Raw genomic sequence first — 17,537 nt, forward strand, 5'->3', positions numbered from 1 at the left:
GGCCGCCCTGCCCTCTCCCTGGCATACCCACTGCTTGTTCGTTGGGGACTCTATGCTCAACGGGCGTTGCCATATTGCGAAATCTTGCTCGACCGGCTTCACGCTGGTGGAGGTTGCGGTCACCCTTCTCCTGCTCGGGCTCCTGTTCGCCCTCGCGGTGCCCACGGTGACCCAGCTCTCGGGCAGTTATCACTTGAAGACCGCGACCGAGAATCTGGCCGGGCAGATCCGGCTCGGACGTGAGCGCGCGATCGCCACCGGCGTGAATCAGCATTTTCACTTCACGACGGTCAGCAACGGCGACTACTTCATCATCGATCACATGACCGCCCAGACCACGGGCAACTGGCGGTTTCCGAAGGGCATTCAATATTTCACCGGCGCCGGCACCATGTCGTGGATCGACATGACCACGGATGGCCGCGCCAAATGGGGCACCAGCCCGGCATCCGGCTTCATCATCCTCCAGGACCGGCGCGGCGTCCGCGACACGGTCAGCATCCAGGCTTCGGGCCTGGTGCTCACGCAATAGGCCACGCCATGCGCCCCCCGCGAAGCTCTGCCCAATGCCCAGGGTCGGACCGAGGCGTCACCCTGGTCGAGCTGATGATGGCGCTGGTCATCCTGTCGATCGGCCTGATGGCCGTGAGTCAGCTCTTCCCCGCGGGCACGCGCGGCCAGGTGCGCGACCGCCTGTTCTCGAGCGCCAACTACTACGCGCAGGAGAAGGTGGAGGAAGTGGCGGGCAAGGACTGGGCGGATCCAGAGCTCAGCATCGGTCGCCACCCCGTCGCCGACTTCGAGACGCTGGGAACGAACCGCACCTGGCTCCGCTTCTACCAGGTCGACGTCATGGCGGTCCCGCTCGACAACCTTCGAAAAGTCACCGTGACCGTGAACTGGAGATACCAGGACATGGATCGCTCGGTGAGCACCGTGACGTACGTGAGGCGATGATGATGCCGCTGCCCAAGCACCTGATCCGAGGCCAGGGACGGCACGCTCCCCGCGGGTTCACGCTCATCGAGCTGATGATCACGCTGACCGTCCTCGCGGCGGTGATGGTGATCCTGCTGGTGATGATGCGCGCCGCACAGAGCAGCAAGGTGAGCACGTCGAACCAGATCGAAGCCTCGCAGGCTGCCCGCGTGGCGCTCGACATGCTGACCCGCGACCTGCGAAGCGCCGGTTACGGCGTGGATCGTTACTACGCCGCCGCCCCCCAGCCCCCCATCGCCTACATCGATTCGTTGCAGGTGCTGATCAACGCCGACCTGCAGCCCGCGACGGCAGGCACGGACACGGTGCCCAAGTCGCCGCTCGCCTACAACCCGAGCGGCTCACCGCGTCCCTTCCCGCTGAACGGCACCGTCTGGCAGCCGCCGATCAAGTACCGGCGTGGCGCCGAGGTCGTGCGCTGGACGCTGGACGTGGACAACGACGGGCAGGTCAACGCGAGCGACATCGCCCACGCGAACGGCATCGACGCGCGGCGGACCCCGAACCCCAACGACTACGTCCTGGTCCGGCAGATCTATGGCGATTCGACCGGCGACATCGCCAGCTACAACGGTGGCCAGACGGAGCGAGTGACCCTGGTGCGCCGGCCCGGCGGCACCGTTCCCGCGATGTTCCAGGTCTATCTGGAAGGAAGCAAAACGCCCTGGGACTGGTCGAACGGGCCACTGCCGGTCACCAAGCTCTCGGCGATCGAGCGCATCATGGTCGAGGTCGTCGCTCCCGCCGCACGACCCGACAAGAAGGGCAACTACGCCGAGTCGCGCATGCGGACCGAGATCAACTCGATCCGCAACGTGCCCAACTTCGGCATGGAGGAGTATCCGGTCGACGGCTACGTCTTCAACGACGTGAACGGCAACGGCACCCAGCAGGTCGCGACCGAGCCCGGGATCCCTGGCGCCTTCGTCAGGTGCGGCTCGTACTCGACCACGACCGCGGCCAACGGGTACTACCTGTTCCGGGTGCGCTCCGGCACCTATACCGTCAAGCACACCTCGGCCCCGGGTTACCATGGCACGAACACGCCGGACAGCACCGTGGTCAATCTCGGCCCCGCCGCGAGCGCCACCGCCACCGTGAACTTCGCGGACGCGGCGACGCCGGGCGGCTGGGTCTACGTGATGACCTACGAGGATTTGAACGCGGACGGTATTCGCGACGCCGGCGAGCCGGGACTCCAGAACGTGCGCCTCCAGATGTCGCCCGGCGGCGAGATCGGCTACACCGCCAGCTCCGGCACGGCCACGCTGTTCGCGGAGACGGGAAGCTTCACGGTGACCGCCTCCGCCCCCGATTCCTTCACGTTCACGACCCTCAATCCGGTCACGGGAAGCATGACCGATGGAGGCTCGGCGTCCATCGAGTTCGGCCTCACCAAGACCGCGGTTGGCACGATCCAGGGCACCGTGTATCGCGACAACAACCGAGACGGCGTGATGAACAGCGGAGAGCCCGGCATCGCCAACGTGTGGGTGGGCGTGACCAAGGATGGAGGTCTGACGATCCAGGGCTACAAGTACACCGACGGCGCCGGCAACTACAGCGTCGACGTGCCGATCAACTCGCCGCCCGCGACCACCCCTTACGCGATCATGGTGATCATTCCGCCCGGCTTCTACCCGACATCGACCACTTCGATCTCGCCGATCTGGGTCACCGCGGGCTCGACTCAGACCAACAAGAACTTCGGCATGTCCGCTTACCAGGTCATCGTGCTCAACGCCAGCCGAGTCCTGAGCCTCGCCAGCCGCGACCTGATCGAGAAACAGGGCAGCGACAACGGCGGCACCGGCGCGCGGCGGGACCCTGACATCGTGCTGGGCGCCGATGCCGGCGGCACCGACAACGTATCGATCTGGTACAACCAGTACGACAGCACGCCGATCTTCGATCCCAACCCTTCGTATACCCGCAATGCGCCGCAATCGGTGCTGTCGGTCGCGCTCGACACCCTCGACAGCGACGTGCCCAAGGCGCGGCCCGATCTGGTCACGGGAACACGGAAGGCGACTCCCGGCAACTTCTTCGTCTGGCTCAACCAGAACTCGGGCGGCAACGAGGGCTATTACGGCACGACCTATAACCAGGCCTACACCACGTCCAATCTCGGCGACGTGCAGTCGGTGCTGACTCTCGACTGCGCGGGATCGTCCACCAATGATCAGGTGGACATCCTGGTCGGGACCAAGTCGCCGACGGCGAACCAGGGCTCGGTCGAGCTGTGGCTCAGCAACAACGCGACCACGCCCATCTACTCACGTCTCGAGACCTATCCGACCTCGGGAGGCCTGGCGGCGGCGTCCATGGGCGAGGTCAACGCCATGACCGCCGCCGACGTGAACGGCGACGGCCTCAAAGATTTGATCGTAGGCACCAAGACCGGAAGCTACACCGGCCAGCTCATGATCTTCCGCAACAACGGCAAGTCCTCCGGTTCCTCGCGCTTCACCTTGGCGCAATCGTTCCCGTTGCTCGGCGCCGTGACCTGCATCGCCGCCACCAAAGTGGACTACGACTCGCTGACCGACATCATCGTCGGGCTCCAGACCGGCGTGGGCGCCGGGCAGCTCCAGGAGTTCAAGAACTTGATGTTCGCCGGCGTGATCAACTTCGCCTATCAGCGCTCCTACATCGCACCGGGTATTCCGCTGTCGCTGGTGGCCGCCGACCTCGGCGGCGTGGTCGGGCACGACGACCTGGCCATGGGCTGGCGCGAGAACGAGACCAGCTACGTGGGCGGGCTCCGCGTCTTGTCGATGGACTCCGGCCGGCTGCCCGCGGTCGACAGCGACCCCTCCGCCGGCTCGGTGATCAACATGGTGCCGGCGCTGACCGTCAACAACTTCAACTTCGGGACACAACCCGTCACGCCGTTGCCGCCTTACCTCACCGATGTGGCCGCCGGCATCAAGGTGACAGCTCTGACGGGCGCCCTGGTGGTGTTCATCCGATGATTCCACGACGCTCTAATCCAGCTCCGAAGATCGCGCGCGGCGAGCGCGGGATCGCGCTGATCATGGCTCTGATGGTGCTGCTGGCCATGTCGCTGCTTGCCGTGCTGCTCATGGTGTCGCTGCAGGTGGAAACCAAGATCGCCGGCCACAGCGCGCGTCACGCCTCGGCGCTCAACATCGCCGAGGCCGGAGTGGGCGAGGCGCTCTCGCGCATTCGTAACGGCGACATTCCCAATACGCTGAACCCCCGCACGGTCGGGCAGATCTTCCTGGCCAATCCGGGCAGCATTCCGCCGGTCGGCGCCGATACGTTCGCCATGGGAACCGGTCAGCCCGCGGGTGAATGGCTGGACTACAGCACGGCCAACAAGACCGCTGACGTGCTCACGGTGCGCTACAAGACGGACGCGGCGCGCACCGTGATCTACCGCTATGACCAGAATCTGAACCCGCCGATCAACTACCTGACCGGATTCCCGATCTGGGTGGTCACGGCTCGCGGGAGGAAAGGCAACGACATCCGGCGCATCGAGACCGAGGTCGTGCCACGCCCCTACAACGTGATCTGCAACGCGGCGATGTCGGCCAAGAAGGGCATCGACTTCTCGGGCAGCGCCGAGGTCTGCGGCTACAACCACCGCCTCGACACGCCGTCCTATACCGATGGCGTCCATGGTGCCCCAGCGGGCCCCAATGGGCCTTGTGTCCCGTGGGAATTGAATGTCGCGGACCTTCCGGGAAGCTGGAGCGAAGAGCCGATCACCAGCGGCGGCTCGGCGGAACAGGGCGGCAATCCGGTGAAGAACAGCGACAACAACGGCGCCGGTTTCTACACCGGGCCGTGGGACGCCCTCGGCCTCACTCAGGCCGAGTTCTGGGCGTGGATCGGCCCGCCGATCACCATTCCCCCCCTCACGCCAAATGGGATCTTCTACCTGGACAACAACGCCACGCACCAGGACCAGTCGGGCATATTCGCCTACAACGGCGCCAACGGTGAGGGCTTCCTCTACATCGATGGCGACGCGACCCTCAACGGCAACTTCACGTTCCGCGGCCTGATCTACATCGAGGGTGACCTGAAGGTCAACGGCAACACCTGGATCCTGGGCGCGCTCATCGTGCGAGGGAAGGGTCCGATCAAGATCGCCAGCGGAAGCTGCGTGGTGCTCTACAGTCGCGACGCCGTCCAGCAGAACATCACCAAGTACGGTCAGCAGTTCATGACGCTGGCGTGGCGCGAAATCCCCTGACGCTTGACCTTCCGCGGGTCCCCGCCTAACGTCCGGCCCCGAAGGCAACGACGGGGACGAGCAGGCAGGCGGAGCGCACCATCGCCCCAACGGTTCGATCGTGGGGCGATTTCCTTTTGGCGGCGGGGAGAGCATTCATGGCCGGCTATCGGGACACGCTGAACCTTCCGCGCACCGATTTCCCCATGAAGGCGGACCTGGTGAAGCGCGAGCCCGAGCGCCTTTCGTGGTGGGAGACGCATGGGTTCTACGGCCGTCTCCGCGATGCCCGTCGCGGGCGCCAGGTGCACCTGCTGCACGATGGCCCTCCTTACTCCAACGATCACATCCACATGGGCACCGCGTCGAACAAGATCTGGAAGGACGCGGTGGTGCGCGCCGCTTCACTGATGGGGTACGACTCCCCTTACGTGCCCGGCTGGGACAACCACGGCATGCCGATCGAGGTCCGGGTGGCGCGCGAGTTCCGTGAGAAGAAGGTCGAGCCCGACCGCGTCACGCTGCGCAAGCGTTGCCGCGAGTTCGCGCAGCACTGGGTCGGCGTTCATCGCCAGGAATTCCAGCGTCTGGGGATCTGGGGAGAATGGGAGCATCCCTACCTCACCATGGACCCGCACTTCGAAGCCGCGATCCTCGAGACCTTCGGAGCGCTGGTGCGGAAAGGATTCGTGCAGCGAGGACTGCGCTCGATCCACTGGTGTCCCACCGATCGCACGGCCCTCGCCGAGGCGGAGATCGAATACCAGGACGATCCCTCCCCGTCGATCCTGGTGGCGTTCCCGCTGCGTGAGGATCCGCGCGGACTGCTGGGCTCCTCTTCGAGCGTGAGCGCCGTGGCGTGGACGACCACCCCTTGGACGCTGCCCGCCAATCGCGCGCTGATGGTGGATCCCGACGCCGAATACGTGGTCGCCGAGATTTCGAATCGGCGCTTGCTGATCGCCAAGGCACGGCTCGAGAGCGTGGCGGAGACGCTGGGCGCGCCGGGACCAACGATCGACCGCGGCGTGCGGGGGCGCGATCTCATCGGCCTCATCTTCGAAGCCCCCTGGGGCAACGACTCACGGATCGTCGACGGCACGCCGTACGTGAGCCTCGAGGAAGGCACCGGGCTGGTCCACACCGCTCCCGGTCACGGCAAAGAGGACTTCGTGGTCGGGCAACGCGCGGGGCTCGAGGTCGCGAGCCCGGTGGACGAAGCCGGCCGATTCACAGCCGGCGCCGAGCCATTCGTGGGGCGAAGCGTGCTCGAAGCGAACGATGACATCATCGCCTGGCTTCGCGAGCGCGGCCGGCTGCTGTCGGCCACCACGTTCCGCCACGCCTATCCTCACTGCTGGCGTTGCCATCAGCCCGTGATCTTCCGGGCCACCAAGCAGTGGTTCATGATCATCGATCATGACGGGCACCGTGATCGCGCCCTCGAGATCATCGACGAGAACGTGCGATGGGAGCCCGCTTCGTCGCGCAACCGCATCCGCGACGCGGTCCGGCTGCGCCCCGACTGGTGCCTCTCGCGCCAGCGCAGCTGGGGCGTGGGGATCCCGGCGCTCTACTGCGAAGGTTGTGAGGAAGGCTGGCTCGACGCCGGGGTCGTGGATCGCGCCGCCGCGCTCACGCGTGAGCACGGCTCGGACGTGTGGTTCGAACGTCCGGTCACCGACTTCGTGACGCCCGGACTTCGCTGCCCCCGCTGCGGAGGGAGTGGTCCGTTCCGCAAGGAGACCGACATCCTCGACGTGTGGTTCGACTCGGGATCGACTCACCGCGCGATCCAGACCACGCATCCCGAGCTCGCGCCTCCGTGGAAGCAGGCGCTCGCCGGTGGAAGAGTGATCTACTTCGAGGGCCCCGATCAGCATCGCGGCTGGTTCAACTCGTCACTGATGGTCGGTGTCGGAATCGAGCGCCGGGCGCCGTTCACGGACGTGCTCACCCACGGGTGGGTGCTGGACGCCGAGGGCCGGGCGATGCACAAGTCGCTGGGGAACGTGGTGTCCCCGCTCAAGGTGATCGATCGCCTGGGGGCGGACATCGTGCGGTGGTGGGCGCTCTCCACCGACTGGCGCTCGGATGTCCGCGTGGGCGACGAGATCCTCCAGCGCGTGGCCGACGCCTACCGCAAGATCCGGAACACCTTCCGCTTCCTGCTTGGAAATCTTCACGATTTCGATCCGTCGCTCGCGGTTCCTGTCGCCGAGATCCAGCGCGTGGACCAGGCCTTCGCGGCTCACCTGGCGTTCCGGGTCGCGCGCATGCGTCAGGACTACGAACGCCACGCCTTCCATCGCGTCGCCGACTCCCTGCTCGAGCTTTGCACCGTGGATCTCTCCTCGGTGTTCCTGGACGTCACCAAGGACCGGCTCTACACGCTCTCGGCCTCCGACTTGGCACGCCGCTCCGCGCAGACGGTGCTATGGAGCGCGCTCCACGATCTGACGATCGCGGCCTCTCCGCTCCTGGTCTTCACCGCCGAGGAGGTCTGGCAGAGCCACCCTTCGCTCCGCGAGGAACAGGACAGCGTCCATCTGGCCGAATGGCCCGCCGTCCGCCAGGTCGAGGGAACCGAAGAAGCCTGGGCCGCGCTCAACGCGCTGCGAGCGGCCGTCAACTCCGCGCTCGAGCCCATGCGGGCGGCCAAGACGCTGGCGACGACCCAGGAAGCCGACGTTCGGATCACCGGCCCGCCCGAGACCATCGCGCGGCTGGAGCCCTACCGGGACGAGCTGGCGGGCTTTCTCATGGTGGCCCGTGGGACCCTGGTGGCCGACTCCGGGGTAAGCGAGATGCAGATCCGCGCCGAGCGAACGTCATGGACTCGCTGTGAGCGATGCTGGACTCATCGCGAAGACGTGGAACAGCGCGCCGGTGGCGATCCACTGTGCTCGCGATGTCTGACCGTTCTGCAAACCTTGCCATCGACCGCTCGCTGAGAGCTGTCGGATGTTCAGATGTTGTCCAGAAAACGTTGCAGAACGGCTCGTCTGGGCTCGTCTGGAATCCAGCCGAAAAAAATAAGATCGTGTCCCGAAGGAGGGCATCTATCCTGGTGTCATTCGGGATGTGCCTGGGGGGGCTAGTTCAACGAAACTCGCGTGCGGCCCGCGATTCAGCGAACGACGTCCCCCCTTAAAACTAGCGGCGCCTCGTGCTCGTGCACGAGGCGCTTCGCATTGGTGTCAACGTCCCGGATCTAGACCCCTTCACGAATCAGAAATCAATCCTCGCTGCCAGCTTCAGGCCTTTGGCGCCTGGAATGGGCTGAAGCTCGATACCTGCCGTCAGTCCCTTGCTCTCGAAGCGCGGAAAGAACACCGCCGCGTCGATGGCGCTGACGATCCAGAAGGCCGCGGCGGTGACCTGAAGCGTGTTCCTGACGTCCCGCGCTTCCTCCACGCGGGCCACGGCTTCTTCCCATTCCTCGAGCGTCTCGGCGTCGTCGATTTCCTCCTGCCGATCGACGTAGGCAACCTGGGCGGCGATCGAACCGCCGAAGGCCAGGACCGCACCCGTCATGTAGATCCAGCCCGCCGTCGGTCGCTGCGAATAGAACTGTCCCCATCCGGGGAGCCCTACTGAACGGAGGACGGCGCGGGTCTTGGTCTTGGGGTTGAGGCTGATCCAGACCGTGTCGTGGCTGGCCCCGTCGTGCTCGATGGTGCGTTGCCATCGCTCGAAGGCGGGATCGACGGCCCTTATTTCATAGCGTCCGGCGAGGGTATTCCTGAGGGTCAGGGGCGTCCGCCCCCTCAGCAGGCGGTCCCCCTTCAAGCGGCAGGTGGCCCCCGAAGGCCGCGAGACCACGGTCACGCTCGCGGACGGCGGCAAGTCCCCCTGCCCCCATGCGGTTCGAGGGAAGCATGCGATCGAGGCCGCCAGGCACCCGAGAGCCGCGAGGACCGATGCGAATCGAGACGCTCTCACTTGCCTTCGACGCTAACGATCGACGGGAAGGCCGGTCAAGCGCCGGTCGATGCCTCGTCGCTCTCCTCGCCCTCGTCGACGGCGGGGGCGCCCGGGTGGCGGAACCGCTCGGCCTCGATCCCGTGCTTGCGCAAAAGGTCATGGAAGGTCGGACGACTGACCTCGATGTCCCGTGCCGCGCGCGTGATGTTGCCGGCATTGCGGGTCAGGGCATCGACCAGCAGGCGGCGTTCGGCGTCGTCTCGCGCCTCCTGGAGCGTGCGTGGACTCTCTTCCATGGGCTCGGCCAGCTCGAGGTCCTCGGGCCGCAGATAGGCGTCGCGGGCCAGGATCACCCCGCGCTGGACGCGGTTCTCGAGCTCGCGGACGTTTCCCGGCCAGGGGTGCGCCTGGATCGCGCGCAGGGCGGCGCGCGTGAAGCCGCGGATGCGTCGCTTGTGATGCTTCGAGTAGAACTCCAGGAAGTACTCCGCCAGCATCCGCACGTCGTCTCCGCGCTCGCGGAGCGGCGGGGCCTGGATCGTCAGCACGCTCAGCCGATAGAAGACGTCCTCGCGGAATCCGCCGGCGGCGATCGCCGCCTTGAGATCGCGGTTGGTGGCGGCCACGACGCGGGCATCCACCCGGATCGGCTCCCGCCCGCCGACTCGCTCGATGATGTGGTCCTGCAGGAAGCGCAACAGCTTGACCTGGAGCTGCACCGGGAGCTCGCCGATCTCGTCGAGGAAGATCGTCCCCCCGCTGGCGAGCTCGAACTTCCCCTCCCGCGTCCGGTACGCGTCGGTGAAGGCGCCGCGCTCGTGACCGAACAGCTCGCTCTCGAGCAGCGCGTCCGGGATGGCGCCGCAGCTGATCGGAATGAAGGGTCCGTCCTTGCGCCGGCTGGCCTGGTGGATCGCGTGCGCGACCAGCTCCTTGCCGGTCCCGTTTTCCCCCAGCACCAGTACGGTGGCGTCGGTCGGGGCCACTCGCTGGATCAGCGAGAAGACCTTGCGCATCGGCTCCGACTCGCCCACGAGCCGGTGGTAGCGCTTGCGGCCCACCGGAACTCCGGGCGAGCTCTGCGCTTCGATGCGGTGCACGTGGAAGGCGCGCCGGAGGATGGTCTTCAGCTCTTCGAGCTGGATCGGCTTCGCATACCAGTCCACCGCTCCGCGGCGGATGGCGCTGAGCGCGTTCTCGCGACTATCGTTGCCGGTCACCATGATCACCTTGGTCATGGGATAGGCGTCCACGATCTCGTCCAGCAGCGCCATGCCCGCCTCGCGCTCCGCGCCGCGCACGCCGAGGGCCAGATCCAGCGTCACGACCGCCGGGCGCGCTTCGCGCAGCAGTCTCACCGCGTCGTCGGCGGTGGCGGCGGTGTAGACCTCGTACTCCTCGGAGAGACCCCACTTCAGCTGGCTCAGGATCGATTGCTCGTCGTCCACGATGAGGATCTTGTCGCGCGACATCAGTGTCCTCCTGACGGCGTTCCGTTCGGCCGCTCGGGCAAGCTCACCTCGAAACGTGTGCCGCTTCCTGGCCGACTCTCGACCCGGATGGTTCCGCCATGCGCCTCCACGATCGCCTTGCTCTGCATCAACCCGATGCCCAGGCCCGACGCCTTGGTGGTGGCGAATGGCCGGAACAAGGACTGGCGGACGAATTCCTCGGTCATTCCCGCGCCGCTGTCCTTCACGCTGAGCGTCAGCCGCCGGCCCCCGTTTCGGTCTCCCGGCTCGGTGGCGGCGCCGATCTCGATCTCTCCCGTTCCCTGGACCGCCTCGCGCGCGTTGGTCAGCAGATTGATGAGCACGCGCACGATCAGTCCATGATCGGCCACCACGCGCAGATCCTGCCCGCACCGCACCCGGACGCGAATGCCGCCGTTGTCGCCTTCCGCGAGCCCCGACTGCGTCATCGCGTCGTCGACGATCTTGCGCACCTGGACTTCGTCGGGGCGAATCACCGTGGGCCGCGCCACGCCCGCGACGTGACTCATGAGCTGCCTCAGGTTCTGGACCGTACGCTCCACCACCTGCATCGCATCGCGCTGGAATTCGGGATCGGTCAGGTGCCGGCGCGCGTTCTCGACGACGAGCGAGAGACCGGAGACCTGGTTCTTGATGTCGTGGAGCACGAACGTCGACAGGCGGTGCAGCGATTCGAGCTGGCGCGTCTCCGCCAGCTGCTCGCCGAGCCGAGCAAACCACAGGGCCGCCGCCAGCTGCCTCGACATCGCGCCCAGGAACTCGGCGTCCTCGAACGAGTACTCGTCGTCGGTGCGCTTCTCCGACAGCCACAAGAGTCCCACCAGCTGATCGCCGGTATGGAGCGGCGCGCACACGGCGGCGTTCAGCGCCTGGACCAGCGGACGGTTCTCGGCCACCACGGGGATCAGCTCGAGGTCCTGGGCGAGATCGCGGAAGACGAGCGGGGCGCGCGAGCGCTCGATCTCGGCGACGATGGGATTGTCCACGCGCACGCTGGGCGCCACCGCGTGCAGCGGGCTGCCCGGCGCGGGATGAACCAGGTGGAATCCTCCCACCAGGTCGTCGCGCAGGTGGATCGCGATCCGCTCGGTGTCGAAGACGTTGCGCAGCAGCGTCTCGATCTGGCGGCCGATGTCCTCCAGGCGCCCGGTCGGCGCGATCCCGCGGCTGACTCGCTCCCACTCGCGCCGGTAGTCGTAGCGGTTGGCGTAGAAGTTCCGGTCCACGAATCGCTTCACGAGGCGGTTGGCGCGGGGACTGAAGATGAGCACCAGGCCGCCGCCGCCGACCAGCGCATAGAAGGCCAGGCTCACCGAGCGCTTCCACTCCGGCGACAGCACCGGCAGCACCTTGGACAGCACCGCCATGGTCAGCAGGAACGCGCCGGCCAGCGTCAGCGACACCGAGGAGTAGTAGATGACCGGACGTGCCACCGGCACCGACATGTCGGACAGCCTCTGCCGCGCGAGCGCGAGCGCGGTGATCACGCCGGCCACGAACATCGGCACCGCGCTGGCGACCATCCACTCCACCCGGATGCTGCCGTAGAGCAGACCGGCCGAGACCATCAGCAGCTCCGACAGGATCCCGATCACGAAGGCGACGAACAGCGCGCGCAGACGCCGCTGGGCGCTGGCGGGAGCGGTCCGCAGCATGCTCTCGAGGTTCATGAGCACCGCGACCATCACGACCACCAGGTACATCAGGTAGATCTTGCCCATGCCGCCGAGCACGATGACCGCCTCGGACCCGAGCCCCTGGACCCGATTGACGACGTAGCGCGTGCCGGCGACGAAGAAGAGCGTCACGCAGCCCGCCAGGGCCAGCGCCAGGTAGGCGACGGCCTGACGGAGCTGATGGATGGGTTGAGGCCGGGCCAGCACCACGCTCAGGCAGAGCCAGAGCCAGGAGGCCAGCGCCGAGGCTCCCGCGAGGTACGTGGCCCACACCCGGGCGCTCGCCGCGCCTTCGGCGTGCAGAATGCCGAGCGTCCCGGCCTGGAAGGCGGCCATGGACAGGAACGCCGACGAGAACAGCAGCGTCACCAGCCAGTGTCCCCGCCGCAGGGTCGCGAGCACGCCGATGGCGGCGGCCAGCATGGCGCTGGCGGTCACGACCGCGAGCTGGATGGGTGACAGCGTGATGTTCATTCCGCCTCGTTCATGAACGCATCCGCTCGAGCTGGCGGCGCGCCTTCGCCTGGTCGGCCAGGTTCTGACTCCGGGTCGCCAGCTCTTCGTACAGCTTTCGCGCTCGCCCCGGGTCCCTCAGCTCGCGCTCGGCCAGCTCGGCCGCGCGAAAGCCCGCCTGAGCGCCGAGCTCGAGATTCGGGTAGTGACTCCAGAGCACCTGGAGCGCGGCACAAGCTTTCTCCCAGCTCCCGACGTCCAGGAGGATCTGGGCCCGGACCTGCCGAATCCGCAACAGAGTCGCGTCGTCCTGGACCGTGGTCAAGAGGTGGTCCATGGCCTCCATGGCACGGTTGGCCTCGATCCTCGCCATCTCCTTCTCCCCGGCCTCGAGGTGATGGAGCACGATCCGCTCGTGGGCGCGCAGCGAATACTCGTCGGTCGCGCTCGAAGTCGCCAGTCCCCGGAATTCCGCCCGGGCCTGCAGCCAGAGGCCCTGGTGCTCCAGCAGCTCGGCCCGCCGGAATTTGGCCGCCATCACCGAAGGATCGCGGTTGCGGAACCGGTCGATGAACCTGCCGTAGGCGGCGACGGCGGAGTCGAGGTCGACACTCTCCCAGACCTGGGCCGTCAGCAACATGGCGCTCACCGTGGCCTCGTTGCCGAAACCCCGGCTCGCCCATGCGGTATAGACCAGCGCCGAGTCGGGACGACCTCCTTCGAGACAGAACTCGCCGAGCGTCAGGATCAGCCGTGCCCGGGTGGCGCGCGAGGCCGCCTGGGCCAGCGCCTGACGCACCGCGTCGAGCGCGGAATCGAGCGCTCCCGTTCTCGCCGCGCGCAGTCTGCCGATGTTGAGCCAAAGCAGCGTCCCGGTTCCGGGGCCCTTTCGCCGTGTGGCTTCGGGCAGCAGCCGCTCTTCGGCCAGAAGCAGCAATGAATCGGCGGACGCAAAGGCGCCGCGATGTCTCAGCTCCTCGGCGACCCGCAGCGGGGCCTGAACCGCCGCCTCGATCGGCTCGTCGAGATCGGGATCGACCGCCGGCGCCGTGCGCGCGATCTCGACGAACACCTGGTGCGCGTGAGTCGAGTCCTTGGTGCGGTCGAACAACGCCGCCTGAGCCATCAGCGCCTTCAGCCGGACCACCGGCAACGCGATGAGATCGCTCGCCGCGCTGGCATAGACCTCGGCGGCCCGATCATAGCGCTGGCGTGATTCCTCGATCCGTCCGATCGCGATCAGCGCATCGCCCGAAGTCGCCGCGACGTCGCGCGCGCGCCGGCTGCGCACGCGCTCCGGCTTCGCCCACTCGCGCAGCGGGAAGCGGCGCTCGACCGCCGCGAAGGCGTCGATCGCCGCCTGGTAGTCCGCGAGGCTCGCCAGCGACGGTTTCACCTGGATGCGCTCGACCATCCGCCGCGCCTGCCAGAATCCACGCTCCGCCTGGTAGCGCGCCCACAGATCGGGATCACCACATCCCAGGAGCGGGAGCAGCGCCAGCGCCAGCAGGACGCGGCGCGCGATCACAGTTCCTCCTCGAGAGCGGGACCGACGAGGCTCTGGTACGCGAGCACGCTGCCTCCGGTGAGCACGAATGCGGTCACGATCGCGATCAGCGCCTGCATCACCACCAGCCACCCCACCATCTCGGGAGTGCCGTGGCTGACGATCCGATTCGATCCATGGGCCAGCATCTGCACCGGCAGCAGCGGGATCGAGGCGGCGGCCGCCATCGTGAGCGCGGCCCATGCCCCGTGGGATGCAGCCCGAGGCAGCGACGCCAGGGTCTCGATCAGGCTCAATCGCCCGAGCATCAGCAGGGGATTCACCCACAGGAAGAGCGCCTGCAGCATCACCGCCAGACCGATGGTCAGGATCGGCGCGAGGCGGGCGATCAACGCCGGCCCATCGCGCTCCGCGAGCCACCACTCGAGACCGAACGAGAAACCGAGCAGCAGGAGGCTCAGTGGAAGGTTGGCGAGCACGAGTGGAAGCGCTCGCGACAGAGCACGGCGCAACCCCTGTCCTGCAAGCAGCGGCTGTCCCGCGAACACGGCCGCGAAGAGCGTGGTCGACGCGCCGCCGGCGATGGCGCCGACCAGGATTGCAATCAGCACGTCGGCCCGCGCATAGAGCTCCGGCATCAGCTGGAAGATGTTGGGGTAGCGCAGCGCGCTCTCGCCCGCCAGCCGCTCGAGAACGGGGGCAAGCAGCCAGGAGACCGCCGGATGGGCGAACCACCAGAGGCTTCCGATCACCAGCAGCTGCACGGCGAGAACCGCGAGCCACGGCACCCACAGCGAAGGACGGAAGATCTCGCGAATGGCGTGCGCCAGGCTCTGGAACGCCAGAACGATCTGCTCGAGCGCGCTCATCGCGCCGTGCCAAGAGCCGGATCGGCGGAAGCGAAGACCGCCGGCAGCGCGCCCGCGACGCGGCGAGCGAAGTCCACGGCCATGCGGTCGGCGGCGCCCTCGTCGTCCCGGACCTGAGCCTCGACTCTCACGAACGCTCCCCAGGACACATCCTCGAGCGCTCCGCTCAGGGCCATGCGGTTTCGAAACGCGCCGGCGTCCGCGGTCGAGAGCCCGCGAGTCGTCCACCAGTAGTAGACGACGCGACGGTCACGCGGCTTCTCCGCCACGAACCGATTGACCTCGAGGGTCGGACCCGTGGTCTCGGCGAGCCGGATGCGGCGTTCGGGATCGAGCACGTAGCCTTGCGACTCGTAGCACAACCGTGGATCGTGCGCCCCGTAGCGGCGCCGCTGGTGATAGACGACGCAAAGCCACACGACGTCCTCGCCGCGCGCGTAGCGTCGCACCAGCAAGTCGTCCGCATCGAGGTTCTCGACCACCGCGTTCTCGAATGACAGCTCGGTCCCGTTCCATGGCCCGAACTGCGTGGGGCAGGCCGCCAAGGCGCCCTTGCCGATTGCGAGATTCGCAGGCGGGTGAGCCACGACGTACCACGCCGTCGCCACGAGCAGCGCGAGTGTGACCAGGAGCCGGCTCACGTTGCCGCCTCTCGAGCCATGTCTCGAGCGCCGCGCGGCATGAGGGCGTTTCGGATGACGAGGAGTCCCGCCAGCGCGAGCGCGTAGACCCAGTATCCGGACTGGTCGTGGAAGGCGCCCGTCGCGCGGTCGACGCCGGCGTAATGCCCGACGACGAGGATCGCGGCGATCCGCAGCGCGTTGCCCAGCATGGCCAGCGGGACGGCGGAGAGGAACAGGACCCCGCGCCGCGCGATGCCGCCCGGCTGCAGGTAGGCGAACACCGCGCCGGTGGCCAGCAGCGCCACCAACGAGCGCAGGCCGCTGCATGGATTCTCGATGCGCACAGGGCCCCCGCTCAGGAACAGCGTCATGCCGCTCCGCTGCAGCAGCACGCCGCAGGTTTCGGCCATGCGCGTGGCGAGCGCCACCGTGAACTCCTTGAGCGCGTAGCTCAGCTGGGTCACCACGAAGGGCGGAAAGATCATCATGAAGACCAGGTAACCGAGCGGGAACAGGAGCACCCGCGTGCGGGCCGGACCGAGAAAGGCCAGCGAGAGACCGAACACCATGATCAGCATCGAGTAGCACTGGAGCGCCAGCACGTCGGCGCGAATGCCGAGGACCTGAAGCGAGCAAGCGAGCGCGATCAGCCACAGACCGCGGGCGTCGGTTCCCGAAGGCGCCGCCTCGAAGTTTCTCCGGGCTCTCCACGCCAGAGCCGCTGAAACCAGGGGAACCAGCGGCCCGTGCGAGTAGTTATCGTCCGACTGCCACGCCTGCCAGAGCGCCCCCGCGGTGCGGTGGTACACGACCCCGATCGCGAGCGCGATCGCGAGCGCCGCCACCAGGTGAGCCGTCCGGGCGCGCGCCGGTCGTGACGCCTGGAGGACGTCGACGGTCACTGGTCTTCTCGGTCTCGAGTCGCCACGATGAGCTGCCGGCGCGCGATCCGGCGGCCGAGCGTCCAGCGGGTCTGGAGGGGACGCAGGATGCCGCCGTACAGCAGGTCGGGCAGGGCCGCCATGCCGCGCCAGTAGAGCTCGTGATGCACGACCCGCAGGCCGTTACGAATCATGACCTCGCGCATCTCCTCCGGGGGAAACGTGCGTTCCACCGCGTAGGTGTGGCGCTGGCCGTCCGGCGCCACGTACTCCTGGTGCACTTCCTGGCGCAGCTTGGCCAGACGCGCGAGGTGCCCAGGATGCGCGCCGTTGATGTCGCCGACGACCAGCACCCCGCCTGGCTTCAGGTGCTTCCGGGTGGCGGCCAGGAAGGGATCGAGCGGATCGATGTGAGAGAGGGCGTTGTACACCCACACCAGGTCGTACTCGCGGTCCCACTCACGGGTGAGATCCGCGCGCTGGTTGTGAACCCGCAGCGCCTCCCCCGTCGACCGCCGGTAGAACTCGAGCCGCCGCTCGGCGCCCTCGAGCCGGTCGGGGCGAAGATCCACGGCCGTCACGTCGGCACCGACCGCGGCGTAGAGCATGGCGAACGTCCCGAAGCCGGAGCCCGCGTCGAGCACGGCGGGATTGGGGCGCCGTCCGAGCCAGCGCGACACCCAGCCGGAGTCGGCGCGCCAGGTGCCCTGCAGCCAATGCCGAATGGCGGCCTCGTCGCCGGGCGCCGGCAGCTTGCGGTAGTAATCGGCGAAGGCGTCGAGGACGGGACCGCTCAGGAATTGCTCGCGAGCCGGATACTCGACCTCGATGGTCCAGCGCTGGAAGCGCTCGAATCGAGCCCGCACCTCGGACTCCGGAACCGGCGTTCGTTCGCGCACGGG

The 17,537-nt window shown here is 67.4% G+C and carries 13 protein-coding genes; 5 read left to right on the forward strand and 8 right to left on the reverse strand.

From position 1 onward, the window contains the following. Nucleotides 1-52 precede the first annotated feature (52 nt). The 5 genes from VFQ05_10620 (at nt 53) to ileS (ending at nt 8,160) form a co-directional block, all read left to right on the forward strand. Nucleotides 53-532, forward strand: a complete 480-nt coding sequence (locus VFQ05_10620; protein HET9327218.1) for a prepilin-type N-terminal cleavage/methylation domain-containing protein — start codon at nt 53-55, stop codon at nt 530-532. 8 nt (nt 533-540) lie between these two features. After that, nucleotides 541-957 (forward strand): prepilin-type N-terminal cleavage/methylation domain-containing protein, encoded by a 417-nt coding sequence (locus tag VFQ05_10625; GenBank protein ID HET9327219.1) that lies wholly within the window; start codon nt 541-543, stop codon nt 955-957. After that, a complete protein-coding gene (locus VFQ05_10630) occupies nt 957-3,974 on the forward strand; it encodes an SdrD B-like domain-containing protein (GenBank protein HET9327220.1) in 3,018 nt (1,005 codons plus the stop codon). The genes VFQ05_10625 and VFQ05_10630 overlap by 1 nt, the downstream gene beginning before the upstream one ends. After that, nucleotides 3,971-5,227 carry a PilX N-terminal domain-containing pilus assembly protein gene (locus tag VFQ05_10635; protein ID HET9327221.1) on the forward strand — a complete coding sequence of 419 codons (1,257 nt, stop codon included), beginning with the start codon at nt 3,971-3,973 and terminating at the stop codon, nt 5,225-5,227. The genes VFQ05_10630 and VFQ05_10635 overlap by 4 nt, the downstream gene beginning before the upstream one ends. 137 nt (nt 5,228-5,364) lie before the next feature. After that, nucleotides 5,365-8,160, forward strand: a complete 2,796-nt coding sequence (gene ileS, locus VFQ05_10640) for an isoleucine--tRNA ligase (GenBank protein HET9327222.1) — start codon at nt 5,365-5,367, stop codon at nt 8,158-8,160. A 277-nt stretch (nt 8,161-8,437) separates the two neighbouring features. Here ileS and VFQ05_10645 read toward each other — a convergent pair whose 3' ends face one another. The 8 genes from VFQ05_10645 to VFQ05_10680 form a co-directional block, all read right to left on the reverse strand. Further along, nucleotides 8,438-9,055, reverse strand: coding sequence for a PEGA domain-containing protein (locus VFQ05_10645; GenBank protein ID HET9327223.1), 618 nt, complete (start codon nt 9,053-9,055; stop codon nt 8,438-8,440). A 131-nt stretch (nt 9,056-9,186) separates the two neighbouring features. Then, a complete protein-coding gene (gene prsR, locus VFQ05_10650; GenBank protein ID HET9327224.1) occupies nt 9,187-10,605 on the reverse strand; it encodes a PEP-CTERM-box response regulator transcription factor in 1,419 nt (472 codons plus the stop codon). Beyond that, nucleotides 10,605-12,776: an XrtA/PEP-CTERM system histidine kinase PrsK gene (gene prsK, locus VFQ05_10655; protein HET9327225.1), complete on the reverse strand. Its 2,172-nt coding sequence runs from the start codon at nt 12,774-12,776 to the stop codon at nt 10,605-10,607. Before prsK ends, prsR begins: the two co-directional genes overlap by 1 nt. A 10-nt stretch (nt 12,777-12,786) precedes the next feature. Continuing rightward, nucleotides 12,787-14,283 (reverse strand): hypothetical protein, encoded by a 1,497-nt coding sequence (locus tag VFQ05_10660; GenBank protein ID HET9327226.1) that lies wholly within the window; start codon nt 14,281-14,283, stop codon nt 12,787-12,789. Then, entirely contained in the window at nt 14,280-15,131 is an 852-nt protein-coding gene (locus VFQ05_10665; GenBank protein ID HET9327227.1) for a hypothetical protein, read from the reverse strand. Before VFQ05_10665 ends, VFQ05_10660 begins: the two co-directional genes overlap by 4 nt. Then, nucleotides 15,128-15,772, reverse strand: a complete 645-nt coding sequence (locus tag VFQ05_10670; protein ID HET9327228.1) for an EpsI family protein — start codon at nt 15,770-15,772, stop codon at nt 15,128-15,130. Before VFQ05_10670 ends, VFQ05_10665 begins: the two co-directional genes overlap by 4 nt. Continuing rightward, entirely contained in the window at nt 15,769-16,656 is an 888-nt protein-coding gene (locus VFQ05_10675) for an exosortase/archaeosortase family protein (protein HET9327229.1), read from the reverse strand. Before VFQ05_10675 ends, VFQ05_10670 begins: the two co-directional genes overlap by 4 nt. After that, a complete protein-coding gene (locus tag VFQ05_10680) occupies nt 16,653-17,534 on the reverse strand; it encodes a methyltransferase (GenBank protein HET9327230.1) in 882 nt (293 codons plus the stop codon). The genes VFQ05_10675 and VFQ05_10680 overlap by 4 nt, the downstream gene beginning before the upstream one ends. Nucleotides 17,535-17,537: the final 3 nt, after the last annotated feature.

It is taken from the genome of Candidatus Eisenbacteria bacterium (genome assembly GCA_035712145.1).
GTDB lineage: Bacteria > Eisenbacteria > RBG-16-71-46 > RBG-16-71-46 > RBG-16-71-46 > DASTBI01.

Bases quoted from the DNA above. Each gene is read 5' to 3' on its own strand.
- VFQ05_10620 (HET9327218.1), top strand. From the start codon at position 53: ATGCTCAACGGGCGTTGCCATATTGCGAAATCTTGCTCGACCGGCTTC.
- VFQ05_10625 (HET9327219.1), top strand. From the start codon at position 541: ATGCGCCCCCCGCGAAGCTCTGCCCAATGCCCAGGGTCGGACCGAGGC.
- VFQ05_10630 (HET9327220.1), top strand. From the start codon at position 957: ATGATGCCGCTGCCCAAGCACCTGATCCGAGGCCAGGGACGGCACGCT.
- VFQ05_10635 (HET9327221.1), top strand. From the start codon at position 3,971: ATGATTCCACGACGCTCTAATCCAGCTCCGAAGATCGCGCGCGGCGAG.
- ileS (HET9327222.1), top strand. From the start codon at position 5,365: ATGGCCGGCTATCGGGACACGCTGAACCTTCCGCGCACCGATTTCCCC.
- prsR (HET9327224.1), bottom strand. From the start codon at position 10,605: ATGTCGCGCGACAAGATCCTCATCGTGGACGACGAGCAATCGATCCTG.
- prsK (HET9327225.1), bottom strand. From the start codon at position 12,776: ATGAACATCACGCTGTCACCCATCCAGCTCGCGGTCGTGACCGCCAGC.
- VFQ05_10665 (HET9327227.1), bottom strand. From the start codon at position 15,131: ATGAGCGCGCTCGAGCAGATCGTTCTGGCGTTCCAGAGCCTGGCGCAC.